This is a genomic window from Methylicorpusculum oleiharenae (assembly GCF_009828925.2).
Lineage (GTDB): Bacteria > Pseudomonadota > Gammaproteobacteria > Methylococcales > Methylomonadaceae > Methylicorpusculum > Methylicorpusculum oleiharenae.
This window is the reverse complement of sequence record NZ_WUTY02000001.1, coordinates 1228345-1250946: the sequence shown is the minus strand read 5'-3', so window position 1 is coordinate 1250946 and position 22602 is coordinate 1228345. Positions and strand designations below refer to the sequence as shown.

19 protein-coding genes and 1 riboswitch are annotated in these 22602 nt (G+C 46.9%); of the genes, 11 read left to right on the top strand and 8 right to left on the bottom strand.

All coding sequences use genetic code 11. The features are described 5' to 3' along the window. The first annotated feature begins 9 nt into the window (after window positions 1–9). Entirely contained in the window at window positions 10–699 is a 690-nt protein-coding gene (locus GO003_RS05840) for a PEP-CTERM sorting domain-containing protein (protein ID WP_159651962.1), read from the top strand. 67 nt (window positions 700–766) lie between these two features. On the opposite strand, the gene GO003_RS05835 is transcribed toward GO003_RS05840, so the two are convergent. After that, window positions 767–3034: a M12 family metallo-peptidase gene (locus GO003_RS05835; protein WP_159651964.1), complete on the bottom strand. Its 2268-nt coding sequence runs from the start codon at window positions 3032–3034 to the stop codon at window positions 767–769. 79 nt (window positions 3035–3113) lie between these two features. Next, window positions 3114–3199, bottom strand: a riboswitch (cyclic di-GMP riboswitch). 520 nt (window positions 3200–3719) lie between these two features. On the opposite strand from GO003_RS05835, the gene GO003_RS05830 reads away from it, so the two are divergent. Next, window positions 3720–4316, top strand: coding sequence for a YdgH/BhsA/McbA family protein (locus GO003_RS05830; protein ID WP_159651966.1), 597 nt, complete (start codon window positions 3720–3722; stop codon window positions 4314–4316). A gap of 43 nt (window positions 4317–4359) precedes the next feature. Here GO003_RS05830 and GO003_RS05825 read toward each other — a convergent pair whose 3' ends face one another. From GO003_RS05825 to GO003_RS05805, 5 genes are all read right to left on the bottom strand, one after another. Beyond that, window positions 4360–5073, bottom strand: coding sequence for a response regulator transcription factor (locus GO003_RS05825; protein WP_159651968.1), 714 nt, complete (start codon window positions 5071–5073; stop codon window positions 4360–4362). 131 nt (window positions 5074–5204) lie between these two features. Beyond that, window positions 5205–6173, bottom strand: coding sequence for a Tim44 domain-containing protein (locus GO003_RS05820; protein ID WP_159651970.1), 969 nt, complete (start codon window positions 6171–6173; stop codon window positions 5205–5207). 487 nt (window positions 6174–6660) lie between these two features. After that, window positions 6661–7836, bottom strand: a complete 1176-nt coding sequence (hxlAB, locus tag GO003_RS05815; RefSeq protein WP_159651972.1) for a bifunctional 3-hexulose-6-phosphate synthase/6-phospho-3-hexuloisomerase — start codon at window positions 7834–7836, stop codon at window positions 6661–6663. Window positions 7837–7942: 106 nt separating this feature from the next. Beyond that, window positions 7943–9631, bottom strand: a complete 1689-nt coding sequence (locus tag GO003_RS05810) for an MFS transporter (RefSeq protein WP_159651974.1) — start codon at window positions 9629–9631, stop codon at window positions 7943–7945. Between the two features lie 307 nt (window positions 9632–9938). Continuing rightward, window positions 9939–10151: a cold-shock protein gene (locus GO003_RS05805; RefSeq protein ID WP_304896345.1), complete on the bottom strand. Its 213-nt coding sequence runs from the start codon at window positions 10149–10151 to the stop codon at window positions 9939–9941. Window positions 10152–10508: 357 nt separating this feature from the next. Here GO003_RS05805 and GO003_RS05800 point away from each other — a divergent pair, with 357 nt between their 5' ends. Genes GO003_RS05800 through GO003_RS05775 form a run of 6 tightly spaced genes read left to right on the top strand, consistent with a single transcriptional unit; the run spans window position 10509 to window position 16099 of the window. Beyond that, window positions 10509–11633, top strand: coding sequence for an MlaE family ABC transporter permease (locus GO003_RS05800; RefSeq protein ID WP_159651976.1), 1125 nt, complete (start codon window positions 10509–10511; stop codon window positions 11631–11633). Further along, window positions 11630–12397: an ABC transporter ATP-binding protein gene (locus tag GO003_RS05795; protein ID WP_159651978.1), complete on the top strand. Its 768-nt coding sequence runs from the start codon at window positions 11630–11632 to the stop codon at window positions 12395–12397. Before GO003_RS05800 ends, GO003_RS05795 begins: the two co-directional genes overlap by 4 nt. A gap of 8 nt (window positions 12398–12405) precedes the next feature. Beyond that, window positions 12406–13323, top strand: a complete 918-nt coding sequence (locus GO003_RS05790) for an MlaD family protein (protein WP_159651980.1) — start codon at window positions 12406–12408, stop codon at window positions 13321–13323. Next, window positions 13320–13886: a hypothetical protein gene (locus tag GO003_RS05785; protein ID WP_159651982.1), complete on the top strand. Its 567-nt coding sequence runs from the start codon at window positions 13320–13322 to the stop codon at window positions 13884–13886. The genes GO003_RS05790 and GO003_RS05785 overlap by 4 nt, the downstream gene beginning before the upstream one ends. Before the next feature lie 12 nt (window positions 13887–13898). Then, window positions 13899–14816, top strand: a complete 918-nt coding sequence (locus GO003_RS05780; protein WP_159651984.1) for an ABC transporter ATP-binding protein — start codon at window positions 13899–13901, stop codon at window positions 14814–14816. Then, complete coding sequence (locus GO003_RS05775; RefSeq protein ID WP_159651986.1) at window positions 14813–16099, top strand: ABC transporter permease; 1287 nt, start codon at window positions 14813–14815, stop codon at window positions 16097–16099. Before GO003_RS05780 ends, GO003_RS05775 begins: the two co-directional genes overlap by 4 nt. A 214-nt stretch (window positions 16100–16313) precedes the next feature. Here GO003_RS05775 and GO003_RS05770 read toward each other — a convergent pair whose 3' ends face one another. Together GO003_RS05770 and dbpA are read right to left on the bottom strand one after the other, a co-directional pair. Next, window positions 16314–17642 carry an MFS transporter gene (locus GO003_RS05770; RefSeq protein ID WP_159651988.1) on the bottom strand — a complete coding sequence of 443 codons (1329 nt, stop codon included), beginning with the start codon at window positions 17640–17642 and terminating at the stop codon, window positions 16314–16316. A gap of 205 nt (window positions 17643–17847) precedes the next feature. Further along, complete coding sequence (gene dbpA, locus GO003_RS05765) at window positions 17848–19278, bottom strand: ATP-dependent RNA helicase DbpA (protein ID WP_159651990.1); 1431 nt, start codon at window positions 19276–19278, stop codon at window positions 17848–17850. A 587-nt stretch (window positions 19279–19865) separates the two neighbouring features. On the opposite strand from dbpA, the gene GO003_RS05760 reads away from it, so the two are divergent. From GO003_RS05760 to GO003_RS05750, 3 genes are all read left to right on the top strand, one after another. After that, window positions 19866–20939, top strand: coding sequence for a ChuX/HutX family heme-like substrate-binding protein (locus GO003_RS05760; RefSeq protein ID WP_159651992.1), 1074 nt, complete (start codon window positions 19866–19868; stop codon window positions 20937–20939). A gap of 147 nt (window positions 20940–21086) precedes the next feature. Continuing rightward, window positions 21087–21629, top strand: coding sequence for a HugZ family pyridoxamine 5'-phosphate oxidase (locus GO003_RS05755; protein WP_159651994.1), 543 nt, complete (start codon window positions 21087–21089; stop codon window positions 21627–21629). A 74-nt stretch (window positions 21630–21703) separates the two neighbouring features. Then, a complete protein-coding gene (locus GO003_RS05750) occupies window positions 21704–22567 on the top strand; it encodes a heme/hemin ABC transporter substrate-binding protein (protein ID WP_231088841.1) in 864 nt (287 codons plus the stop codon). The last annotated feature ends 35 nt before the right edge of the window (window positions 22568–22602 follow it).

Below are 22602 nucleotides of genomic sequence, written 5' to 3'. Positions count from 1 at the left end.
GGAGTCGATATGAATAAAAAAATATTAGCGGCAGCATTGCTGCCATTTTGCATACTTACTGGTATTAATGCCAATGCGGCATACATAGAAACATCAGCAAGTAGCACCTCGTTTAGTGATTCTTATAGCTATACATTCAAGATAACAAACACTTCTGATTCTTCTATCTATAATGCAATCCTTTCAAATACTTCCACCAGCCCTAGCACTTCATTGATTGACTTATTAGCTTTCAACTTGAATCCGAATCTTGTATTGGGTACTGATTTCAACATAATCAATGTAAGTCCAGTTTGGAACTTTTCAGCTGCAAGTGGGGGCATTCAATTTGATTATCTTGGAGAAAGGTCAACACCTGAAAGCCGTCTATCTCCAGGAGAAAGTTTAACTTTTGATTTTAAGTTTTTAACTCTCAGCTTACTTCCAACGGATCCTTTTGATTTATGGCGCAATTCAGAGCGCGACAGAGGGACAGGTATTGGCGGAGGCGATGACTCAGGCCAAGTCGCAGTTTCTTTTCAACAACTTGGCTCAAATGGAAATTCAAGCGATTTGCTTGCATCAAATTGGGGACCAGTTAATCCCGATGACCCAAATGACCCAAATGATCCAAACGTACCAGAACCGACTTCGCTTTTACTAATGGCTTTTGGCTTGCTGGGTTTCGGCGCTTCTAGAATGAAAGGCAAAGCCGCTTAAAATCTAAATTTTGATCGAAACAAAAAAGGGCGCAATAAGCGCCCTTTTTTTTTCGTTTAAAAATTTGTTACTTTCTGTCTTTGACAACAGTGCCCCCCACTGTAATTGAAGTGCTGCTTCCTTTAACATTTCCAACTTTATCAAAAGCCTCAACGGTATAGGTCATCACACCTGTTCCAGGCTTATCGGTATAATTGGTGGTTGTAAGAGTGGCAATCCTAACTCCATTACGGCTTACTACATACCGATCAAGACCGGAACCTGAATCAGTAGAAGCGCTCCAGCTAATCGCTACTTGTGAGTTTCTTTTTATAGCCACTTTTAAATTGCCAGGTGCGGTAGGTGCGGTACCGTCAACAATGATGGTAGCTGATTTGGTTACGCTACTGTGTGAGACAGCAGATGCAGTAACCGACTTTGTGTAACTACCATCAATCGTTGGTGCATTTATCATCCACGATGTAGAAGTCGAAGCACCTGGAGATAGGGTATAAGACCCTATGGCTCCCCCCTCACTATTGGAAAGATTAAACAGGGTAGCGCCGCAAACAGAGGAATCCTGATTAGCCAAGGCTATATTAAAACTAACGGTTGCACCGGCCATTGTGTAAATAGCTGTAGGCGCCAAGCTTAGTGCCGGAGAGTTATTAATACAGGTTTGAGTGACTGCAGCTTTGGTTGTAGCGCTACCGATATTCGAATAACTTGAAGTACCGTTACTATTGTAGGCTCTTATCCGGTATTGATATGTCGTATTTGCAACAAGGCCCGCATCAGTAAAGCTGCGAACATTAACACCCACAACTGCAAATTCGGTCCAATTGACGCCATCCATCGATCTTTCTAATCTGAATCCGGTTTCATTACCAGAATTATCTGCCCAACTGATGCTAATTTCCTTATCTGACAACATCAAAGCCGCCAAACCACTTGGAGCAACAGGCAATGACTTATCAACAGTCCCTCGGAATGCTGCCACGATCGCTTTGGTATTGGTCATTGAACGAGCGTTATCTTCAGTAGCCGTTCCGGTATATTCACCATTGAAAGTCACTTTAGGATTCGAAAAATAGCCTACCCGGGTTCCGCCGCTGCAATCATATGACATGACGGTTCTGAATCCACCGGTTTGACATAAGCGGTAGCCGTAAGAGTAATCGTATGCAGGTGTTGAAGTAGCACTGGCACGATCATGATGACTGCCTTGATTATGACCTAACTCATGCGCCAATGTGTGATTGGAAAGACAAGCGTATTTGGAATCATCATGCACGACACTGAATGCATAAGATGCAAAAGAAGTACTGGGGCTACTCATTAAATAACCTGTTCCACATGCACTGGTGTCTGTTGTTATCAAAACAACCTGGTCGGCTCCATACTGATTACGTAATGTATGAACTGCATCCATCTTGCCGTCACTGGTGCCAGTGATATCAGATAAGCTTGTTGATGTTGATCCCGATTCTACATAGCTAACTTCAGCCATATGCACGAGATTAATTTGCATATCGATTTGACTGTTGATATAGGATTGATTGGCTTTGGCAACTGCGTTTACAATTTTAGCCTCGATACCGCTTTGCCCGTAAGCATTAATCCGTGATTGCGGCGTATACACAACCATAACATCAATTACTGTGCCTGCATTAATTTCGGCATTGGCTACTACCGGCTCACTAGAACCAGTGGTGTCAATCTCACCGCCCTCCGCAATAAAGTCTTCAACAGCTTTTGCGTCATCGCCGTGATCAGGATTTCTAGCAGGATCAACTTTAGTGATTTCATGCAGATCATTCGCACCTAGATTGATTTCATACAGATCATCCCCGATGCTCACAGTGCCTGACATATTGCTTCCCCGCACTGTCAAAAAAACTTCGCTGTTGGACTCACCCGCTACATGTCCTATCCAGGTGGTACTGCCTTTCACCTTATCAATCAAACGATCTCTTATCACTGTAACAACGACATCATCGAACAGCGTTAATGTTAAAGAATCTGACCACAGTATATCGGTATTTACTTTTACTGAGCGGTTTCGACCTTTAATTGCTTTGGTAGGCAACACTTTTTTTGTTGATTGAGTGATTCCAAAATCATCAAACAATTCAGGGGCAAAATGGCCTTTTTTCTGAATATTTTGCACACCTGCTTTTACAGGGTTGTTCACTTGTTGGGCGTAAGTAGATGTAAATGGAATCAGCGCGGATATAAACATGACTGCTGACATTTTTATATTAAAGTTCATTCCTTTATGTAGAATCGGATCTTGGCTTACACTTAATGAACTTGTTTGGTTTTTGTCACTGCTTCGGCTTTTAGATGAGTACATGACTCTTCTCCTATATAAATTGCCCGAAGGAGTTCCATGAATGTGAATTAAAATGGCCAAATCATTGTTTTTTTGCCATTTTAGCAATCCCACTATCATAGGAGTAACTCCGTTAGACTGGAAACTTTGCGTCACCACCTTTCGATGGTTTTGCCCTAATTTGAATCTTTAATTATTCGGATCTTTATGAATGGATTTTTTTCTTTTCTTGATCCGCTGGGGAAAGAGTTTAATAAAATCGGTTGAGTTTGATGTGACGGGGTTGGCAGAAAATCAGAAGTAGGTTTCATTTGATAAAGTTAGAGTCCATTTAATGAATCAACGCACACTTTTGAGCCTGTCCAGGAAGACAATGAGTAAAACTCAATCTCATCTGTATTAATTTTCCCCTTGTTGACTTAAAGCACTGACTCAAATATATGTACATGTGCGTAAGCTAAATCTTACAAAATTAAACTTATAAAAAGCTTAATCGGGCTTTAAGATGACTAAGTTCAGGTAAATAGTGGGTGTCGCCCCGGCACGGATTGTCGTTGGATGGCGTTGGACTTTCATACTTGTGACCTGGATGCCGGAATGACGGCTTTGATGACCTTTCAACTAATAACGCGAATAGTGCCTTTAAGAAAAAACATGGAATACTGATAATCTGTTTATAACCACCTAACTTAAAAAAGATACGCTCATGACATTAATCAGACTTTTTACGTTATTAACTTTAGCGCTAGTGATATCGGCCTGTTCAACCGAACCGGTTAAACCGCTTCCGGCCGAGGAGACAAAAATTGCACCACCCGTGCCTGAGGAAAAAGCGCAAAGCATTCCCCAATCCGAAGAAATGCCTCCTTTCAGTGTGCTTGTTGAGGGAAAAGAGTTGCGGCTTATCAATATGATGGATGGGGGCGCTTGCAAGAATGATAGGCAAGGTGTTCAAGGGGTATTTCTTACCTATGCATCACCCGGCGATATTGACAGGATCAAAAAGGCAGAAGGCGCGGAAGTGTTCAATGGTTTTGCTAAACAGATTGAATCGATTGCGTTAAAAGCCATGAAGCAGGCGGTCGATAAAACCGAGTTCGATTTTGATCCCTTTGCACTCAGTGAAATGGAAGCTCAACTCAAAATTACCGAAGAATGGATCAAGCATTTTGATCAGGCTGTTGAGGTTGATGTTAAGGCATTCATAAACAGAACGTCATTAACTATTGCCATTACGCCCTTTATCAAATCGCTGGTTTTTTATGGACAAGGCTGCGAGATTGTAGCGCCGAAAGAGCAATAGAATAGCCAAAGAGGATGGTCAGACAGTTGACAAGCTTTTCAGGTCAGTTCGATTCAGGAGCAACTAATCTAAAGCCCAATCCTTGCTGAGTTTCCAGTAAAGGATGCTCAAAAGGTTTGTCGATCGCTTTACGCAGCTTGTATAAATGACTGCGTAAAGTATCGCTGTCCGGTGTCAACTCGCCCCAAAGCTCTTGTTCCAATTGCTCACGGGTAACCAGATTGGGTGACTCGCGCATCAATATTCGTAAAATACGCAAGCAGGTTGGTGACAAATGGATCATCTGCCCGTTTCGCATGACCTGCATGGTGCGTGTATCAAAACTCAAATCATGGATTTTATAGACAGCCTCATCCAACTCCCCCCGCTCGCGCCTAATTAAAGCCACAATACGCGCTTCCAGTTCGGGCATATCGAATGGTTTGATCAGATAATCATCTGCGCCATGCTGAAAACCGGCCAATTTGTCTTGCAATTGGTCCCTGGCTGTCAGCATAAGAATAGGCGTTGACAAGTGCGCGTCCTGACGAAGGCGCAGGCATATCGTCAATCCGTCAATTCCGGGCAAAGAGATATCAAGGATAATCGCGTCGTAGCGCTGAGTTGTCGCCAAATGCAGGGCACACAGGCCATCATGAGCATAATCCATGATAAATCCGGCACTCTCAAGATAAGCGCCAACGGCCTCCGCCAGAGGTTTATGGTCTTCTACCAGAAGAATTTTGGCGCTGTTGTGAATTTTCAGCGTGGTGTACATCGTTTCGAATGCCGGGATGCGGGTCAAACACGAAAGAACTTACCCAGATGGAGCCCGTTTTTGGAGTGACAGGTTCGTAATCTGTCACTCGATCAACCAGGAGAATAACTACATTTTAGCTAGTTTTTGAATCAGTCTTCCAACTGCTGAATACCATCCAAATACCATTTTGGCTGAATGCTGTTCTTTGTTTTGGTGAAATGCCAGATTTCCCTGACTTGATTAGCCTGACTGTCATTATCTTCGCGCATGATCGCATCGAAAAGCACGACCGCTTCCAGATCTTGCCCGATTTCTCTTACTTCAAGCAACTCGGCATTCAATTTCAATATTTCCGTATGATTTTCATCGCTGCTGGCTTTCAATTGATCTTGAATCTCGCCGAATACCTTGTCGGTGGTTAGACTGCGAATTTCTGCCAAGTCTCTTTGATCCCAAGCTGATTGCAAACTCTTATAGGCATTTTTGGCGCCTGCAAGAAAATCCGCCTCATTAAATCCGGCAGGAACAATTGGGTTGTTAAAATCCGCATCCCGCTGAAAATTCATAACCGGATTAGCTGATTCTGCGGGTTTATCTTTTTTGAATAAAAGATCCGTATTAAATGCAGAAGAGCCGCTGGCAGCCTGAGGCTGAGTATTGTTTGCAGCATTGTCTGAACCTGTTTCATCATACCCGGATCGCTCGTAACTGTAGGCCGGCTTTCTGGCCGAACCCGCTTTGGCAGCAAAGAGCTTGTAAAGCACAAATGCGATACCTGCAAACATCAGGATATCGACAAAGTTAATGCCTTCAAATGCACCGCCAAACAGCATTGCGCCAAGTAAACCACCCAAAGCCAGACCGCCCAGCATTCCCATTAATCCGCCACGTTTGGCCAATTGTTGTTTAGCTGTTTGATTTTGGTTAGTGGCTTGCTGTTGCGAAGGGGATTTTGCAGGCTGCGCTGCAGAACGTTTATAAGGCATGCTGAAAGCCGATTTTCCACCAAATGAGCTGCCGCCTCCGAAGCGTTTGGCCTCAGCATCCTGAATGCCGCCCAAGCTTAATGAAAGACCGATTAACACAGTAGCAAATAAGCCGGTATATCTTTTTATCATTGTTCAATCTCTTTTTTCGTTAAGTTAAGGTTATTTCCCAGTTATTATCCAGAGTAGGTTGGGTTGCCTGCTTTTAGCAACCCAACAATTAACGCCATCGCATTGAAGTGTTGGGTTGGCTATCACCAACCGCAACATACACGGTGTATCAACATTGTTTTGTGGCCTCGCTGAATAGTTACATTGCCCAAAGCTATTTTATTATTTCTTCCAAAGGACAGCATAGAACGCAATCAGTTCATTCTCCTTGGATTTGATTTGAGTTGCAAGCCAACTCATTTTCGACCAGACAGGAGTAATAGAACCGACTGTGGAGATATTTTATTTTTCAACTTGGCTTCGGTGGTGCGATTGATCTGTCCGCAAGAAAGCGAATATCCGGTTCAGGAAGGAAAGCCATCCATGGCTTGTGTCCGGCAGCCTGCCGAAAAGATATCTTGAAAATATCAACTCTCCCGATTCAGGAGAATTTTGCCACTTCAAACCATTATTCAAGATTAGCGTGTCTTGATCTCATGATTTCTTCAGGAATGCCTTTCTCATGGATGATATGCGAAATTAACGCTTCCAGGAACCACAGGGTGGACAGCTCGAATACTGTACCCATCGGCATTCCGACCACTTTTTTGTATTGATCGGCACGGCCGATTTGAAAAACCGCTGTCGCCAAATCGCCAATGGTTGAGTCATCCTTGGCTGAAATCAACGCAATATCGGCGCCCACTTCTTTGGCTTTCTTGGTAAAGGCAATCAATTGTTCGGTTTCGCCCGAACCTGAAATCACAATTAACAAGTCACCCGGACGAATACTGGGCGTTACCACTTCACCGACTACGCTGACGTCGTAGCCGCTATGAACCAGACGCATAGCGAAGAAGCGGCAAACCAGTCCGGAACGGCCTGCGCCTGAAATAAAAATGCGTCTAGCGCTATCGAGCATATCGGTCAGTTGCTCATTATAGGCGTCTTGAGTCGTCGCCAAAACAGAGGCAATTTTATCCAGCACAAAATGCCGATGCGTAGCTTTACCGTCTGCATTTAAGCGAATCAGGCGTGCCGCAGATGCCGGCGATGCCGCACCATAAATCGCCGCACCAACAACGATGATATCCGCACCGGCGTCAGCAACCTCTTGTGCCGTTGACTGATTGATTCCACCTGCGACTGAAATTCTTACATTCAAACCCAGGCGGGCAATATCCTGAAGATCGGCAAAAGGCGTTTGCCCCGCAGCCTGTGCATCCAATCCGGTATGAACGCCTATAATTTGCGCGCCTAATTCGGCGGCTTGACGTGCGCATTCGACTTTGTTGGGTACGTTGATCAAATCAACCTGCACTTCTGCATGATGTGCTTTTGCAGCTTTAATCACGCCGCCGATTGTAGCCATGCCCGAGACACCCAGCACTGTACAAATATCGGCTCCGGCCGCATAAAATGGAGTTGCTTCGTACTCACCGGCATCCATTGTTTTGAGGTCTACGAGAAGCAGTTTGTTTGGAAATTTTGCTTTTAGCGCTTTGACTATTTCTATACCGTTAAATTTGATACACGGTGTTCCGATCTCAAAAATATCAACATAAGGCGCGGCTTGCTCAGCCAAATTGATGGTTTGATCGAAATCCAATGAATCCAATGCTAATTGAATTAAGGGCGATGCCATGCTGCTTACTCCTCTCTCATTTATTGTTATGGTTTATCGATAATGCACGATTACAGAACTCTAATTCAGCAGCCGAGCTCATGTCAATTCGGACGAGATTAATTGATCATTTTCCGTCTATTTTCGTCGCGTATTTTTCATTTAGAAAATAGCGCCGGGTGATATAGATGGCCAATAAAGGCATGGCCAGCCCCAAAAACATGACCGTAAATAATAACTCACCTAATTGGCTGTAATCGGCAGGAACTTCTATTGCGCCGGTCGTTGCGTCTTTAATTTCTCGGGTAATGATAAAGATTTTATTGAGCAACTTGGTGATGAGCTGAGATAACGATAGCGCAAGATTAACGAATGCCGCCATGACGGCAAAATAGGTTGCTTTTGTTTTTTCGGGTGCTGAACTGGCAATCCAGGCCAGCATTGGAATCATTGACACTTGCCCCAGCGGCGATTCCAGCGCCGAATCAAACAAGGCAATGAACCTTGCATCGACAACACCGCCGGTATGCGCAGCGGTCCATTCGTGTATCCCGTAATATAAACCGATATTAGGCAGGTAAAGTACCGTACCCGCTATGGTTAATACAGCAATGATATGGGTAATGGGGCGTTCGGCCATAAACCGTCTGAATAAAAACATCCCTAGCAGCGTCAGCGAACTGGTCAATAACGACAGTTGCGCCAGAAACTGTTGATCGAATGCCAGTTCATCAATCATCCACCAGGTTTCTCCTGCACCTGTCGTTGGAACGGCACGGAAAACAAAAATCACTAACGCGGTACCGAACAGGGTTTTTCGCGCGTGTTCGTCCAGTTCCAATGTCAAATATTTAATCAGAAATAATACGATAGCTAACGAACCCGCAAAGACGATCTCTTCTTTGTAAGGGATATTACTGAGCCCCATCACCAAGGCAAACAGAACAAATGTCAAGCTGCCGCCCAATATCCAAGGGTTCATCGAGGCAGGTTCCTGGTCATCACGGCCTAACAACTGCTCGATATGATCTTGCTCAAACCCCTGGGCAGCTAATCGCCATTCCTGTTGGGACCTGAGATAGGCTGCCAGAATAACGCCCAACACCGATACAATCGGAATCAGTAAAGCCCAATGGTATACCGACAGATAAACCGCTGTTTTCTCAGCTTCGGTCAATAACTCAACGCCATTAAATGCGATTACATTAGCGCCCGCGACCAATAAACTGCCACCTATAATGGCCACTCGCCCCAAAGTCTGCATGGTCGTGTGCCCCAGCATCATTTGCAATTCGGAAATGGGCTGACCTTGATCATCCACTCGGGGTACTGCTTCAACCGTCATGGCATCCGCCACCGTATCCTGAATGACATAGCCGATTGGCGCCAACAATGTCGCCAATACATACCAGGTTTCAGCAGGCATGATCCGTGTCATATAAGCCCTATCACCCAGCAGACTCGCCATGATGATCAGGCTGGCGGCGATCAGGCCGGCTCCGACATAAATAAAAGCCCCCTTATGGCGCCAATATCTATCCACCAGATGTCCCATGGGCATTTTCAGCGTCCATGGCAACATCACCCAGAAACTGAGGGTCGCCAAAAACTCGGCCGACAAACCAAGATAGTCTTTTACAAAAAAAGTCCCGACTATCCCTGTTAATCCGGAAATACCGGCGGCTAAATAAACCATCAAAGGCGGAACATAGCTTATTCGCATCTGTCTGCCCAGATCATAAACATTACGATCAAGCCAGTTTAGCCATCGGTTATACAGGCTGATGTTTGATGAATCTTGATTTTGTGTTGCCATGAGCTTGCCTTTCAAATGAAGTTTCATAGCCCCTGATGAGGCAGTCTGTAAAATGTAAACCCACACACAGTGTAATAAAGCAGCGTTAGGATAAGCTTTTTTAGATTTGAGGTTAAGCTTAATGAAACAAAACACTGGTGCAAAAGCGGCATCAGCTTGACGGCGGCAACCCCTGCCGCTTCAAAAACTTGCGGACATAAAAAAACCGGCAGTCTGTAAAAACAGTGCCGGTTTATTGTACTGGGCAGAGAGAGTGACTAACTTAAACGATTAGTCGACTTTTCTAAACCTCAGAAACTTTTATAACTTAGATAACGCTGACTTCTTCAGCTTGTGGGCCTTTTACGCCCATGCCAAGCTTGAATTTTACAGCTTGTCCTTCATTCAACGATCTGTAACCGCTGGTATCCAAGATATTTTTAAAATGTACGAAAACGTCAGGGCCTTGCTTCTGTTCGATAAAGCCAAAGCCTTTATCAGAGTTAAACCATTTGACGGTGCCGGTAGTCATTGTAGACATAATAAATCCTGAGAAAAATAAATATAAAGCCTTAAAAAGGCGGTAGAGCTGGTAAATTTGGAAATTACTGATGAAGAACAGGACGAAAGACTACAAACGAGGCATCGAGCGGTAAACAAAGGTAAAGTACATTTTCTAGCTGGAATGCATTGTAGGCTTATTATCAGTGTTGTCAATAATTATTTAAGGCCTGCCACGTTTCCAGCATGGACAGCTCTTTCCGATCAAATTTATGTAGGTTTGATTCTGCAGCCCATTTGAAGGATTGCCATTAATTTGCAGGTCGAAAGTTGCAAATAATCCGCTATGGGCATGACTTAGCGTTAGAATAAGCTTTTTAAGTTAAGGTTAAGCTCAATGGCTGAGAACGTATCCAGGCCACGTATTGAAATCACACAACAAAAAAATGTCCGTGTCGTACGTTTGCGCGGTGCCTGGACATTACTTAGCCTGAAAGATCATCCCTTCCTTGCCAAAGAGTTAAAGGCTTGCCAGGAGTTACCAGCCCCCCATTGGCATCTGACGGACATAGAAACACTGGATAGCGCGGGCGCTTTTGTCATTTGGCAGGCTTGGGACAAGACGATGCCCGAACATGCCCAACTCAAGCCGGATCATCAGAATCTGTTCAAACGCTGGCAGGAATGCCCTCCTATTCAGCGAATCAAAACGAAAAAAGACCTGACCCACCAATTACTCATGGTGAGTGAGCAAATAAGAGGCGCACTCAGACAGATAAACGATGGCGTCATCCTTATCGGCCAGCTGGTTCTGGATTTTTTGTATTTGCTCAGAAAACCCGGCGAAATACCCTGGGCTGAAATTTCTATGACTATTTTTGATGCCGGGGTTCGCGCCTTAGGAATTACGGCATTGGTTGGTTTTTTAATCGGTGTTGTCTTAAGTTATTTATCCGCACTGCAATTGCAAGCTTTCGGAGCGGAAATCTATATTATCGACATCCTGGGCTTGAGCATCTTGCGGGAACTGGGCCCACTGCTCGCGGCTATTCTCGTTGCCGGCCGTTCGGGTTCTGCCATGACGGCACAAATCGGCATCATGCGTGTAACCGAAGAACTGGATGCGCTTTCCGCGATGGGTATTTCCCATTCAGTCCGATTGATTTTCCCCAAAGTGATCGCTTTGTTAATTACGCTGCCTTTGCTGACGATATGGACCGACATTGCCGCATTACTCGGCGGCATGTTATCGGCCAACCATCAACTGGATATCAGCATGCAGCAATTTTTTGTGCGACTGCCGAATTCCGTTCCACTGGTAAATATTTTCATCGGCCTGTTAAAAGCTTCCGTGTTTGGCGTGCTGATTGCGCTGGTCGCCTGCCACTTTGGCTTTATGATTAAACCCAATACCGAGAGCTTAGGCAACGAAACGACAAACTCCGTCGTCGCGGCCATTACTATCGTAATCATGGTGGATGCCGTCTTTGCCATTCTCTTCATGAAAGTAGGGATGCCATGAAAGCCATACCCGCCATCGTTGTTGAAAACGTGTGGACACAATTTGGCAAAAAAATCATCCATCGCGATATCAGCTTCACGCTGGAAAAAGGCGAGATTTTGGGACTGGTTGGCGCATCCGGCTGCGGAAAAACAACGTTGCTGCGAGAAATAATAGGCCTTCAAGCACCCAGCCAGGGGCGCTTGTCAATACTGGGCCATGATATCAACTACCGGCAGCCGCATGCTTCAGGGCAACTTAAAAACCAATGCGGGGTTTTATTTCAAAAGGGTGCCTTATTCAGTTCTCTTGACGTGTTTGAGAACATCGCTTTTCCCTTGCGGGAACTTAAACTTAACAATCCTTCACTCATAGAACATCTGGTCAATTTAAAGCTGACTATGGTCGGCCTTGAACCGCAAGATGCCTGGCTGATGCCCGCAGAATTGTCCGGCGGGATGATCAAGCGTGTTGCGCTGGCCCGGGCGCTGATCCTTGAACCCAAATTACTGCTCCTGGATGAACCCACCTCGGGACTTGATCCAATTGCAAGCCAGGGTTTTGTCGATTTGCTGGATGCGCTGCATAATGAACTGAATTTCACTGTCGTCATGGTCACTCACGATTTGAATGTATTGAACGACTTGTGCACAAAAGTAGCCGTTCTGGCGGATCAGCAACTTATCGCCTATGGGCCGGTAAGCGCTGTGCTAAACTGCGATCATTCCTTCGCCCGGCAGTTTTTTCATAACAAAAATGCCGAAAAAATATTTATGCATCAATGAGGTAAAACTTGGGTAGAAATACACACGCGTTTATAACCGGTCTTTTTTTATTAATCTTGCTGACCGGCACCGCCGCAATTATTTATTGGCTCGGCAATTTTGAAAAAGAACGTGAGCTATATGTGATCTCTACGCGCGGCTCCGTTTCCGGCCTTAATCCGGAGTCAACCGTATTTTACCGGGGCATTGCTGTCGGTAAGGTAAGGCGTGTCTATTTTGATACCGAAGATCCGTTGACCATACTTATCCCCATAGAGGTTGAAAAAGGCCTTAACTTTACCCGCGGACTCTATGCCACACTGAGATTGAAAGGCGTCACCGGACTGACTCAAATTGACTTGCAGGACGCGGGCAACAACAAAGACCTGTTACCCTCGGGAGGCTTGAGTTCACGCGATTTTATTCCTCTTCTGCCCTCATTAACCGACCGGCTCATGGACTCAGGTCAGGATATCCTGGCTAAAGCCGAAAAATTAATGGCGCGACTCGATCATTTCTTAAGTGAAGAAAATGAAGCGGAAGGCGTGGCTATTCTGAAAAACCTGAATATTGCCAGCAGTAAATTGATCGGCATCGAAGACCAGCTCAGCGGCTTATTGACCGATATGCCGGAAGTTAAAAATAACGCTCAAAACACGTTTAAAAATATTGACAAGATGACTCATGACGTCCGAGACGCTGCAATCGGCATCAAAACACTCAGTAAAAAGGCCGACGGACTGATAAAAGGCGGCGATAAAGCCACTGAAATCCTGGTTGATACTACCCTGCCCCGGTTTAATGACATTATCACTGAGTTCCAATCAACCCTGCAGCAAGTCAAACGCCTGGCATCGCTGGTGGAAGACAATCCCCAGGCATTTATTCTGGGTCCACCGCAAGAAGAGCCGGGGCCTGGCGAACCAGGCTATCAGGAGACACCATGACACACATATCTTTGATCATTCGCGCAATCCTGCTCAGCGCCTTAATGACTGGTTGCAACGCGTTTAATAAACCATTAGGCACAGCGCAACATGATCTGGGACCTTTGACTGAGATAACGTCCCATGACGATCTCAATTCAGACAGGCGCCTGATCATCTCCGCACCTGAGTGGCTGAACGATACCCGGCTCCGCTATCGCCAACTGTACAAAGCACCGACACTTGTAAAAGCCTATTCACTGGATCGATGGGTAGCTCCACCCACCCAGTTATTAAGCCGATATTTTGCATCCCTTCCACTACCTCCGGAGAACCAATTACACTTACATGTGATCGACTTTGAACAGCAATTCGACAGCGCCCATTCTGCAAAAAGCCTGTTCAGCTTCTCGGTTGAATTATTCGGTAAAGACAAAAAAGCTATCAGTACCCGTTTTTTTCGCCTGGAAGAAATCAATGAATCCGCAGACGCCCAGGGCGCAATAAAAAGTTTTGTCTCGCTGACACGCCAAGCCAAAACCGAACTCATTAAGTGGCTCAGCCAAACTGCATCTGCCAACTAAACACCGCTTACGATGATTGCTGTCGACCACCTGATTTTTGAATATCCGGGCCTGCGGGCATTGGATGATGTTTCTTTTCGGATAGAACGGGGCAGCATAACCGCATTGACCGGGCCCAACGGCGCGGGAAAAACCACACTGTTGCGCTGCATGGCAGCGCTGGACCAGCCGATCAGCGGAGCGATTAGAATCGATGGTATTGATGTTCTGGAACAGCCGCGCGATTGCCACCGTATCATCGGTTATTTATCCGACTTTTTCGGCCTGTATCAACGGCTGACTGTCCGTCAGTGCCTGCATTATGTAGCCCGCGCCCAAGGGATAGACGAACAGGATTGCGACGCGGCAGTTGCCGATGCTTGCAAGCGTCTTCACATTCTCGAGCGGCTGGAGATGCACCCCGGCGAATTGTCGCGGGGACTGCGTCAACGCGTCGCCATCGCCCAGGCCATAATCCACCAACCACAAGTTGTCCTGCTTGATGAACCAGCGTCAGGACTGGATCCGGAAGCGCGTCATGAGTTGGCCGAACTCTTTCTGGATTTACAACAACAAGGCATGACGCTACTGGTTTCCTCGCACATCCTCGCTGAACTGGAAGCCTATTGCAGTGACATGCTGGTACTGCGTCAGGGACGGATTGTCGAACAGGTGGCAATAAAAAACCGCAATATCTACAGCACGCCCTACAAATTGTCACTGGCAACACCCATAAACAATCTCAAGGAAATACTGGAACAAGTGACCGGAATCAGTTTGTTAAAAATTGAAAACGATCAACTGGTCTGGCTGACAATCGACGGTGACGCCGTGCAGCAGCACCGTATCTTAAAACAGTTACTGGCACTCGATTTACCGGTATGCGAGTTCGCTCCCGCCCCCGGAAATTTGCAGGACGCTTATTTGGAAACCATTAAACAACGGCCATGAATATCAATCCTGAATTTCAGCGGCAGCTTTATCTGGAATGCTCACATGCGCGGCTGATCGGCATTCCGTTGATTCTCGGAGCTGTTTTCACGTTCAGCTATTTTGCGGATAACCACCGGTTGGCAAGCGGCAGCGCGCAAGCTGCTATGACTTTGTTTCTGATTATCACGCTGCTATGGGGTGTCCGGCAAACGATGGATAGCGTGGTAGAGGAATACCGCGACCGCACATGGGATACTCAACGTTTATCGGCATTAAGCCCATGGCAGATGACCTGGGGTAAATGGCTGGGCAGTACGATCATGGTCTGGTATGCCGGGTTGATTTGCCTGCTGGTTTATCTGATTGCCAGTGAACCGGGACAACCCCTGTTTTGGCCTTGTTTTTATGCAACCGGAGGCGCTCTGCTGGTACAAGGACTCAGCCTTTTATTGGGTCAGATCAGCGTTCGTCAGGGACACACCAAAACCGGGTCAACGCTATTAATCGTTTTATTAGGCGTGTTCATCATCGCGCCATGGAATCGCTTCGCCAGTTTTGGCTATTTTCAGCAAACGGCGGCGGTAACCTGGTATCACTTGCGCATCATTCAGCAGGATTTTGAACTGATCAGTCTGTTATTGGCATTATTCTGGTGCAGCGTGGGTAACTACCGGTTGATGTCACAAGAATTGGGAATAAGGACAACTCCCTGGTGCTGGCTGGCATTTGCGGTATTTTTGATCGTCTATTTGGGTGGCTTCCTGCCCGGCACCTCATACCCGTTTTCACTGATGGCTTTTATGGTATGCATCTCACTCGGCTATATCGGTGTTGTGATCGAACGTAACGAAGCCATTCGTATTAAACGGTTGTTGACTTATCTGCAGCAACACAATTGGCGGCGCAGCGCAGAAGAATTGCCCGTCTGGTGTGTTAGCTTGCTGCTGGCCACACCTTTCGCGCTGCTGCTCAGCTTGTCTGAACATCCTATGCGCAATCTGGGCAACAGCTTTCATTTTTATCCGCTGCCGGTTTTATTGCTGTTATTGCGCGATGTGGCTTTGTACCTGTTTTTCAGCTACGGCAAAAATCCACAACGCGCCTTAAGCCTGACACTGCTATGGGGCGTGTTGTTGTATGGCATCCTTCCGGGTATGTTCACCCTGGCGGGGCAAAATTGGCTGGCCGCGCTGTTTTTTCCGCTGTGGGCGGATTCGGCAAGTGGCGCTCTGGTTTGTGCGTTGTTACAAACCGCCTTGTTGTCGGCTTTACTCTACAGACGCTGGCAGGAGAACGTTTGATCCTAACGGTCATGAAGATGATTTCTTCACCCCCTTATATGAAAGTGCTGGTGGTTAGGCTGCGGTTACTCGTCAGACAGGACGCCGTATATACGTCCATGTAGACTTGACGGCGGCAATCCCTGCCGCCGACACCTGTCAGTCGAGCAACCGCAACACCTTAGAATCGCTCACTTTCATAGCTAAAAGAGTCAGAGAGAAACTCAATATCCAATTACCCGGCATCCGCTTGCTCAGCCAAGGCACGGCCTCTTGACTCATTGACATGACGGCTGAACAAAAACGCCGCGCCGAACAAGACAATACAGAATAAAATAGCGCTTTTCAGACCGACCAGTACCTGCAGCAGCCCAAGACCCAATAAACCGGTCATACCGGCCAGCTTCATCGACAAGCCCCAAAACCCGAAATACTCGGCTGAACGAGACAACGGCGAAAAAAGCCCTACCAGCGTTCGAGTGGATGACTGACAGGAACCTAGGCACAAACCCGCCAAACTCCCTACCAGCAAAAAGACATACTGCGCCTGCCAATCCACGCCAAAGTGTGTTCGCAGGGCATCGCTTATCGCAGGGGTCAAATAAATCAGCGCGATAGCCAGCATCCATAATACCAATGTCAAACGGTAGGTAAACATGGCTCCGAGGCGATCCTGAACAAAGCCGAAAGCTACCGCGCCAAGTGCTGCGGTAATCTGTACGATTATAAACATCCAGGTTCTGACCTGCTCGTCCCAGCCGATAATCTGCGCACCATAGATAAAGGCATAAGTGATGATGATGTAGATGCCGCACATCGAGAAAAAAATAGACACCAGCAGCACCGCCAGATCGCGGCGATCCTTGATATGCGCAATCGTGGAACGCACTCGACTGATGCCTAATCGCAAATAGCCGATTCCAGGCGGCAAAGGTCTGGACACGCCACGTTCCCTGACCCATAAAAAAGTAGGGATAGCCGTAACAAAGACGAAAAAAGCAGCCCAGGGCCCAACCCAGCGAATGCTCTCGAAATTTTCAGCACTCACCTCGCCCAGAACCAATAAGACGAAAACAGCCGAGACCATACCGCCTATATAACCTAGCGCCCAACCAAATCCGGAAATCTTCCCCAGATCCTCAGGAGGTCCGAGTTCGGGCAAAAAAGCGGCAATAAAGGCTTCGCCTATCGAATAGGCAAAATTGGAAACGATCAACAGCAACACACCCAGCCAGGCATAACCCGGAGCCACAAAATAAAGCGCGCCGGTACTCACCACTGTCAGCAGATAGCTGGCAAATAAAAAGCGTTTTTTGCTGGCCGTGTAATCCATCACGGCACCGGCAATCGGCGAAAGAATGACCACCCCCAAATAACCTAAAGCCAGTGATAGGCTCCAAAGAAAATTACCGAGGCGATAGTCGGGCGCATCGCCGACGATAACCCGGGTGAACAGATCACCGAATACGACCGTTATGATCAATAGGGTATAGGCCTGGTTAGCGAAATCAAACATCGCCCAGCCCACTATTTCTTTATTGGATGCTCTCAGGCGCTGACTCATAAATCTCTCCTGCCGAAACAAAACAAGTTTTATTTTAGCGGCTTTACTTGTAGAACGGGACAACTTGAGATGGGGCCAACACCACTGCCGTTAATTTAAGCTTATTTTGTATGAGCGGGCCATACCCGCGATTGAACCCGCTTAGGTCGCGGGCATGGCCCGCTCCTGCAATCCTGCCTATCGATTCATTGCGAATGGCATTAACTTAGTCCTTCAATATCCGGACTTTTACTTTTTTGCCCTTGATCTTACCTGCCGACAACTTGCGAACCGCTTCTCGGGCAATATCGCGGGCAACAGCCACAAACGTGGTTTGATCGGTTATCGTGATTTTACCGACTTGCTCACGGGTGAATCCGGCTTCACCGGTAAGCGCGCCCAACACATCGCCGGGACGGATTTTTTCTTTGCGTCCACCCAGAATCAACAGCGTTACCATGGGCGGCAACAGCGAGCTGTCTCCCCCGCTTTCCAATGATGCAAGACTGTGCCACTCCGGCTCGCTGTGGGTCATTTTTGCGATCGCGTTGACCCGGTTCCATTCTGAAGGACTACACAGGCTCAATGCCCAGCCATTTTCCTCGGCACGGCCGGTGCGGCCAATACGATGGATATGAATTTCAGGATCAGGCGTCACATCGACATTGATGACCGCTTCAAGTTGGTTAATATCCAGGCCGCGCGCAGCAACATCAGTCGCCACCAGCACCGAACAACTGCGATTGGCAAACTGGATCAGCACCTGATCACGCTCGCGTTGTTCAAGATCGCCGTTTAAAGTCAGTGCATGAAAGCCCTGTTTATGCAATACATCCAGTAAGTCACGACATTGTTGTTTGGTGTTACAGAAAGCCAGCGTGCTAACCGGGCGATAATGTCTCAGCAAAATGCCAACAGCTTGCAACCTCTCCTCGTTTTTGATCTCGTAAAAACGCTGGCGAATTTTGCTGTCCTCATGCTGTTCCAACAGTTTCACTTCCTGAGGATTACGCTGGAATTGTTTTGCCAGCCGGTCAATTCCCTCGGGATAAGTCGCCGAGAATAACAAGGTCTGACGTCCGGCAGGACAACGCTTGGCTACATAAGCGATATCGTCGTAAAAGCCCATATCGAGCATACGATCGGCCTCATCGAGTACCAGCGTATTAAGTGCTTCCAGATTCAGACTGGCCCGCTGCAGATGATCCATGATCCGGCCCGGAGTTCCGACAACGATGTGCGCCCCGTGCTCCAGACTCGTCATCTGCGGCCGCATCGTAGTCCCACCGCACAAAGACAGTATTTTGATGTTGTCCGCAGATCGGGCCAAACGGCGGATTTCCTGAGTAACCTGATCGGCCAGTTCACGTGTCGGGCACAAAACCATTGCTTGCACCGCAAAACGGCGCGGATTCAGGTTGTTCAATAGCGTCAATGCAAATGCTGCCGTCTTGCCGCTACCCGTCTTGGCTTGAGCTATCAAATCGTGACCCGCCAGCGTAATCGGCAGACTGGCGGCCTGAATCGGTGTCATGCTCAGGTATTCAAGCTGCTGCAGCGTCGCCAGCATAGCTTCCGGCAGTGGTAATTCGTTAAATGAGCGGCCTGCAGCGCTAACTGGGGACGAGGAAGAGAGAGTAGGATTAATAATATTCATAAGCCATTATCCGTAACTGGCAGGGATGTGTCTGCAAAAATTTTGATAACTTTTTGGACAATCAGAACACTTGCAGCTTTTCAGATTAGACAAAGAGGAATCAAATTATTATTCTTTCTCTTGCAAATAGGAATGATTCGCATTAGTATAAATTCAAACCGTTCCTAATTCATAAGGACAGCGGTAGATTTTTAGCTTTGTAGGGTAACCATCATGTTTAAAGCTGATTTCCAATTATTTTCTAATGTTGCGCAACCGGTTCAGACAATAAGAAAATCATCATCCAGTCCCAAAAAGGGTGGACTTGATTTATTAAAGGCAACTGGCAATAGCATCGTCCTTAGACTTTCCAGGCTTTGGCAGCCTTACCTATCGCTTAAATGGATACGAGAAAAAAAGACAAACACACCGTCCCATTCGGATGAAAAACGGATACAGGTGGCTATTAGGCCTGAAAAAATTCAGCAGTTATTGGCACATCATCACCTATGCGCCGCAGATTTATACCCGCTGGATCCCGACTCAAAACAGTGCGTCCGGATTATGTGTTTACACAACTGCATTTTTACTGATCAGAGATCATGCTCATGAATTTAAATCCCATCTACACCGACCCCTACTCACCTCAGGCTCTTAAACAAGAATGGACTGAACTGTGTCTTGCCATCCCGCGCCTGCGAATCAGGGAAGCAGCAGCAACGCTGAATGTGAGCGAAGCGGAACTGCTTGCAACGGGATGCGGCAGCACAGTGACGCGGCTTAACCTGGATTGGCCGGAGATATTTAAGGCATTACCGACAATAGGCACCGTCATGGCTTTGACACGAAATGACTTTGCCGTGCATGAAACAACCGGACTTTATACTGTAATTCACCATTCAGATGAAGGCTGCCGAGTAAAGAGCGACGCCGCTAATTTACAGTTATTGCCCCAAGTGATTCATGCCGCTTTTGGCGTGATGGAACCGTCCCTCAACGAAACTCGCTTCAGCCTGCAATTTTTTGCGGCTGACGGCTCGGCAATTCATAAAATTTATATGACGGCGGACAGTGATTTAAGTAGGTACCATGCACTGGTCAAGCAACTGACATCCGCCGATCAATCCCAGCATCAAACAATTGACTCGCCGCCTCGCTTTACCCGGTTTAACATCGCCACATTCAACTCCCGATGCGTAACGCAGACAATGCATCGCCACAGAGATAGCGAAGATTTTTATACCGGCCTGATGACCATGGGCATAGTGTCTAACCAAGTTGAAACTGACACATCAACCCTCGATTTTCTGACACCCGATTTATTAGAACCTCTTTTAAACAAAATAGCAGCGCAGGGTTTGAGCATCAGCATCTGCGTTAGAAATTTCGGATGCATTCAGGTTTATCAAGGCCCCATCCATAATATCCGGATCACCGGACCTTGGTTTAACATTTTGGACGAGCATTTTAGCCTCCACCTGAACACGGAAGCCATGTCCGGCTTTAGAGTGAAGACTCAAAGCACCGATGAAAAACAGGTGCTGAAGATCCTTGAGTTCGTCGATGCCAATCATCAGATCATCGCGTTGATGTTACTTAACGCCGACCAAGAAACGGGCAGCATGAACCTATGGAACGACTTGATTAGCGAGGAGGTTAGCGGAGGAAGCCGGTTAAGATAAGCGTCTTTGAAATTACGGCGCCCTAACTTTTAGCTCTGCATACGAATACAGGCTTATTTATAACAGTACTATCCTCATCACTTACCGACCGCAGCTGACTAAAGAGACAAACGATTCAGCCCTTACTGAGTAACCAGGAAACCCCAGATGAAAGACAAAACGATTGATATGAACGAAGTTCTCGAGAATTGCCAACAACTGCCGGAACGGTTTAACAGCTTATTGATGGCTACCGTCAGCCCGACAGGCTTCCCTGAAGCCAGCTATGCAGCCTATGTAAAATACGAAGGCAGTTTTTATGTCTATGTCAGCGAACTGGCCGCACATACACGCAATATGGCCCATAGCGGGCTGGCGGGCGTGCTGTTTATTGAAGATGAAGACAAAGCCGTCAATTTGTTTGCACGGCAACGCGTAACCTATCAATGCACTGCCCTGGAAGTGGCACGAGACAGCCAAGCGTTCGAAGAAATCATGTCACTGTTTGAAGCCAAATTTGGTGAGTTCATCAATTTCCTGAAACAGTTACAGGATTTTCATTTGTTCCGTCTTACGCCTCAAAAAGGTAATTTTGTTCAGGGCTTTGCGCGTGCATTCACTATCGAAGGCGACGCGATGGACCAGCTTCGCCCCATTAATGATAGGGGCCATAAGACAGCCTCAAACCGTTCTTCAAGCCAGTCAAATTGATCACGATGAGAGACTATCGACGATTGTTCATGTTACTGAGGTGCAGCGTGTTGCCAGTATCGGCAGCGCTCTTTTTGAGTTCGCACTTATCAGTGCAAGCAGCTGAATTGCCTCAGGTAACCGGAGAAAATGAACGTATCAGTGCCCACCGAATCATCTCTGCAGGAGGCGGGATCACCGAAATTCTTTATGCCTTGGGCGCAGGTCAACAATTGGTAGGTACAGACACTACCAGCTCCTATCCGGAAGCTGCAACAAAATTGCCCAGCGTGGGCTATCAGCGCAACTTGTCGGCTGAAGGCATTTTATCCCTGGCACCTGACTTGCTGTTAATCTCTCCTGTGGCAGGCCCACCAACTGTATTAAAGCAAATCAGCGCTGCAGGCATACCCGTCAAAACGATAGAGGAAGACTATTCAAAAGAAGGTCTCATCAAAAAAATCAGACATATCGCGGCGCTAGTAGACAAGCAGAACCAAAGCGAACCCCTGCTTGCCCGGCTAAGCGAAGACTTCGACACACTGGAAAAAACGCGCGGACACTCAGACCGACGGCCACGCATCCTGTTTTTATTGACGGTTTCACAAGGCAATCTGCTGGCGGCCGGCAGTGATACGCCTGCCGATGCCATGATTCAGTTAGCCGGCGGAAGCAATGCGATGAACAGCTTTACCAGCTATAAACCGCTAAGCACTGAAGCGTTGATAACAGCTGCACCCGACATCATTTTGTGTACCGATTTAACCCTCAACTCTGTCGGCGGCCTGGAAAATCTCTTGAATAGACCCGGCATTAAATTGACGCCGGCCGGACACAAAGACCGCGTTATTGTCATGGATACACTCTTTTTACTGGGTTTCGGCCCTAGAACCGGTCAAGCTGCCTTGGATTTAAGCCGCCAAATCCAAAGTTTTTCAGTTTTAAAATCTGGATTATGAGCATAGGCCGAATCGAATCAGTTAATCCTACGAAC

Bases quoted from the DNA above. Each gene is read 5' to 3' on its own strand.
- GO003_RS05840 (WP_159651962.1), top strand. From the start codon at position 10: ATGAATAAAAAAATATTAGCGGCAGCATTGCTGCCATTTTGCATACTT.
- GO003_RS05835 (WP_159651964.1), bottom strand. From the start codon at position 3,034: ATGTACTCATCTAAAAGCCGAAGCAGTGACAAAAACCAAACAAGTTCA.
- GO003_RS05830 (WP_159651966.1), top strand. From the start codon at position 3,720: ATGACATTAATCAGACTTTTTACGTTATTAACTTTAGCGCTAGTGATA.
- GO003_RS05825 (WP_159651968.1), bottom strand. From the start codon at position 5,073: ATGTACACCACGCTGAAAATTCACAACAGCGCCAAAATTCTTCTGGTA.
- GO003_RS05820 (WP_159651970.1), bottom strand. From the start codon at position 6,173: ATGATAAAAAGATATACCGGCTTATTTGCTACTGTGTTAATCGGTCTT.
- hxlAB (WP_159651972.1), bottom strand. From the start codon at position 7,836: ATGGCATCGCCCTTAATTCAATTAGCATTGGATTCATTGGATTTCGAT.
- GO003_RS05810 (WP_159651974.1), bottom strand. From the start codon at position 9,631: ATGGCAACACAAAATCAAGATTCATCAAACATCAGCCTGTATAACCGA.
- GO003_RS05805 (WP_304896345.1), bottom strand. From the start codon at position 10,151: ATGTCTACAATGACTACCGGCACCGTCAAATGGTTTAACTCTGATAAA.
- GO003_RS05800 (WP_159651976.1), top strand. From the start codon at position 10,509: ATGGCTGAGAACGTATCCAGGCCACGTATTGAAATCACACAACAAAAA.
- GO003_RS05795 (WP_159651978.1), top strand. From the start codon at position 11,630: ATGAAAGCCATACCCGCCATCGTTGTTGAAAACGTGTGGACACAATTT.
- GO003_RS05785 (WP_159651982.1), top strand. From the start codon at position 13,320: ATGACACACATATCTTTGATCATTCGCGCAATCCTGCTCAGCGCCTTA.
- GO003_RS05780 (WP_159651984.1), top strand. From the start codon at position 13,899: ATGATTGCTGTCGACCACCTGATTTTTGAATATCCGGGCCTGCGGGCA.
- GO003_RS05775 (WP_159651986.1), top strand. From the start codon at position 14,813: ATGAATATCAATCCTGAATTTCAGCGGCAGCTTTATCTGGAATGCTCA.
- GO003_RS05770 (WP_159651988.1), bottom strand. From the start codon at position 17,642: ATGAGTCAGCGCCTGAGAGCATCCAATAAAGAAATAGTGGGCTGGGCG.
- dbpA (WP_159651990.1), bottom strand. From the start codon at position 19,278: ATGAATATTATTAATCCTACTCTCTCTTCCTCGTCCCCAGTTAGCGCT.
- GO003_RS05760 (WP_159651992.1), top strand. From the start codon at position 19,866: ATGAATTTAAATCCCATCTACACCGACCCCTACTCACCTCAGGCTCTT.
- GO003_RS05755 (WP_159651994.1), top strand. From the start codon at position 21,087: ATGAAAGACAAAACGATTGATATGAACGAAGTTCTCGAGAATTGCCAA.